This window comes from Mycobacterium helveticum (assembly GCF_007714205.1).
GTDB lineage: Bacteria > Actinomycetota > Actinomycetes > Mycobacteriales > Mycobacteriaceae > Mycobacterium > Mycobacterium helveticum.
Genome location: NZ_VMQU01000227.1, coordinates 1 through 3,674, shown reverse-complemented (window position 1 = coordinate 3,674; position 3,674 = coordinate 1). Strand labels below are relative to the sequence as shown.

Annotated in this window: 5 protein-coding genes; all 5 read left to right on the top strand. The window is 66.5% G+C overall.

Translation table 11 applies throughout. The features are described 5' to 3' along the window. Positions 1–579: Mu transposase C-terminal domain-containing protein (locus FPZ47_RS26850; RefSeq protein ID WP_210420027.1), on the top strand; the 579-nt coding region annotated here is incomplete at its 5' end. 53 nt (positions 580–632) lie between these two features. Next, a complete protein-coding gene (locus FPZ47_RS26845) occupies positions 633–1,463 on the top strand; it encodes an ExeA family protein (protein WP_144957230.1) in 831 nt (276 codons plus the stop codon). 97 nt (positions 1,464–1,560) lie between these two features. Continuing rightward, a complete protein-coding gene (locus FPZ47_RS26840; protein ID WP_144957233.1) occupies positions 1,561–2,241 on the top strand; it encodes a tyrosine-type recombinase/integrase in 681 nt (226 codons plus the stop codon). After that, positions 2,238–3,281, top strand: coding sequence for a tyrosine-type recombinase/integrase (locus FPZ47_RS26835; RefSeq protein ID WP_144957236.1), 1,044 nt, complete (start codon positions 2,238–2,240; stop codon positions 3,279–3,281). Before FPZ47_RS26840 ends, FPZ47_RS26835 begins: the two co-directional genes overlap by 4 nt. A gap of 142 nt (positions 3,282–3,423) precedes the next feature. After that, entirely contained in the window at positions 3,424–3,603 is a 180-nt protein-coding gene (locus tag FPZ47_RS26830; RefSeq protein ID WP_144957237.1) for a site-specific integrase, read from the top strand. Positions 3,604–3,674 lie beyond the last annotated feature (71 nt).

Sequence of the window (3,674 nt, the reverse complement as noted above, 5' to 3'; positions counted from 1 at the left end):
CAATTCCTGGTCGAGATCGAAGCCGCCGGCGGAGTCGATTCGCTCGATGAGCTGAACCGGTTGTTCACCGCATGGTGCCACCAGCAGTATCACCGGGCCGTGCATTCCGAGACCGGCGCCACCCCGGCAGCGCGCTACCACGCCGAGGGCCGCACCCCGGCGCCGCGACCGGATACAGCGCTGCTGCGGCGGGCATTTTTATGGCGTGAGCAGCGCAGAGTCACTGCCACCGCCACGATTTCGCTGCACGGTAACCGCTATCAGGTCGACGCCGCTCTGGTCGGGCGCATCGTGGACCTGCTGTTCACCCCGTTCGACCTGACCACCATCGACGTTGAATACCAGGGCAAACCGATGGGGCGAGCCGTACCGCACACCATCGGCCGCCACACCCACCCCGCGATCAAACCCGGGGCCACCACCCCCGTCGAAGCCACCGGCATCGACTACCTGCACCTGCTCGAACAAGCACACCAAGCCGACGTGGGCCAGGCGATCAACTACCTCGCCCTGGCCGGCGACGACATCGAACCAACCCAACACAACCAGGATGACCAGGATGACCAGGAAAACACCTGACCCACAACACCATTCACCTCAACCACCGGGCCAGCCCCGGGGAACGGACCATCATGCTCGACAAAATCCAATCCTATTTCGGCTTCACCACCATGCCCTTTGGCCGTGCCCTGGCACCGGGCATGCTGTTCCGCAGCGGTGATCACGCCCAAGCCGCCGCCCGCATCGGCTACGGCATCGCCACCCGCGGCATCACCGTGATCACCGGCGAAGTCGGCGTCGGCAAGACCGTCGCCGCCCGCGCGGCGATCGACCGCGCCGAACCGGCCCGCCACCACCTGATCTACATCCCCGACCCCACCGTCGGCGCCCGCGGCATCTACCACCACATCGTCTCCGCGCTCGGCGGGCGGCCCAGCTTCCACAACGCCTCCCTGGTCCCGCAAGCCCGCGACGCACTGGCCGCCGAAGCAGCCGAACGCGGTCGTGTTCCCATCGTGTGCATCGACGAAGCCCATCTGCTTTGCCACGATGCCCTCGAAGCACTACGACTGCTCACCAACCACCGGCTCGATACCGAATCCCCGTTCGCCACCATCCTTCTCGGCCAACCCACCCTCGCCGCCAAAATGGCGCTGGGCACCCTGGCCGCGCTCGAACAACGCATCACCGTGCGCCGCACCATGACCGGCATGACCAGCGAAGAGACCGCCGGCTACCTACGTCACCACCTCCAACTGACGGGCCGATCCGATCCGCTGTTCACCGACGACGCCATCGCGCTCATCCACCAATCCAGCCGCGGCAAACCCCGCGGTATCAACCGGCTCGCCATCGCAGCCCTCATCGCCGCCTGCACCGCCGACAAGAACCTCATCGACGAGGCCAGCGCCCGAACCGCGGTCACCGAAACCAACCACGACCTCCAGCCCGCGACACCATGACCACCACCACGACACCGCGACCACCGACAGCCCCGCCCGACACCACCAGGAGGGGTCAAATCACACCCAAACCAGCCTCAACGACAGTGACGCCACCATGTGCAAGATCAGTGACGCGCAACACCAGCCGCCGTATGTGCTCACCGACGACGAGGTGCGGCGCTTGTTCGCCGCGATCGACACCCAGCCCATGTCGTCCTACTCGAATAAGGCGCTGGTCGACCCGGTCCTGTTCCGGATGTTGTACGGCGCCGGCCTGAGGGTTTCCGAGGCGCTCAACCTGCGGTTGTCGGACGTGGACACAAGCGTCGCGACGCTACACATCCGCGACACGAAAAACGGTGCGGGCCGGAGGATTCCGATCACAGGTCGGCTCACCGCTGCCTTGCAGGGCTACACCGCGGCCGCCCATCCAGCCCCCGAGCACAGCGACTACGTGTTCTACAGCAGGGCCGCGGGCAGGCCGATCAACCAGGCGACGATATACGTGCGGTTTCGCGGCTACCTGGCCGACGCCGGCATCGCCCACTTCACCGGCGGTCCGCACCCGCACTCGCTGCGCCACGGCTTCGCGGTAACCAACCTGCGGCGCTGGGCCGCAGGTGGTGCCGACCTGAGTGTGATGCTGCCCTACCTGGCCTGCTACATGGGGCACGCCGACCTTCGCGGCACCCAGTACTACCTGAGGTTGACCGCCGACGCCTACCCCGACGTGATGGCCAAAGCCCAACTCCGGTTCGGCTACGTCATCCCCGCCCCACTCGAGGAGCAGCCGTGAGCCCGCGGCCTGCCCCGCCCCCGGATCTGGCCGGGCGCTGGCTGGCGAAGTTCTTCACCGATCACCTGGCCGGCGAACGCGCCGCCTCGCCGGCGACCGTGGCCTCCTACCGGGACGCGATCAAGCTGCTGCTGACCTGGTTCAAAGACGCAGAACACATCCCGCCCGAGAAACTGCGCTTGGCCGACATCGACCGGCCACGGATCCTGCGGTTCCTGAACTGGCTACAGGCCGAACGGGGCTGCTCGACAACCACCCGCAACCAGCGTCTCGCGGTGATCAAGTCGTTTTGCCGCTACACCGCCATCGAAAAACCCGACCGCCTCGACCAGCTCACCCAAGTCCTGGCGATCCGGCACAAAAACACCCCGGCCCCGAACCTGGGGCACCTGACCGGCGACGAGATCAAAACGCTGCTCGCCGAACCCGGCACAGCCAACGCACGCGCTATCCGGGACACCGTCCTACTCGCATTGGCCTACGACACCGCCGCCCGCGTCCAAGAGCTCTGCGACCTCAACGTCGCCGACATCCGCGGCTCCGACCCGATGACAGTGACGATCCGCGGCAAGGGATCCAAGATCCGCTACCTGCCCCTGATGGGCCCCACCGCCCGGCTCGTCACCGACTACCTCGAGCACCGCGACCCGCACCCCGGCCTCGGCACCGACACCGACCCACTGTTCCACGGACCCAACCACTCCAGGATGACCCGGTCCGGCGTCGCCAAGCTCCTGACCCGCCACGTGCGGGCCGTCCGCAAACGCGATCCCAGCTGGGCTCTCGGACTGCCGGTCACACCCCACACCCTGCGGCGCAGCAAAGCGATGCACCTGATCCAGGCCGGCGTCAACCTGATCTACATCCGCGACCTGCTCGGCCACGCCGACGTGTCCACCACCGAGATCTACGCTCGCGCAGACGCCGAAACCAAACGCAAAGCGATCGAAAGCGCCTACGAGCCACTCACCCCCGATGCATTGCCGGACTGGACCTCGGACACCTCCCTGATCGGCTGGCTCGACACACTGGCACGCTGACCCCAACAGCCGACAGGATTATGCAGACGAAACCACCACCGGTACCGTCCCCACCAGCCGAATCACCCTGGCAGGGCGCATAACCCGGCCGTCCGCATAATGGCGCTTATGGGGAATTCCCCATAAGCGGCACAGTCTGGCCGTGCGTCAACTCCTCGACTGGCACCGTCAAGGCGTCGATGTCGATGCGAAACTCCCGCTGCTGTCGAGCGTTCTCGGTCACGCGAACCCTGCTTGCACCTACTGGTATCTGCAAGCATCCCCCGAACTGCTGGCGGTGGCCGGCGACCGCCTCGCCGACGTCCTGGGAGACCTGCCATGAGCCTGCTCGCGCCGACCCTGCAAGCGTTCTTCACCGACCACCTCACACAGCGACACGCCGCAGCGGGCACC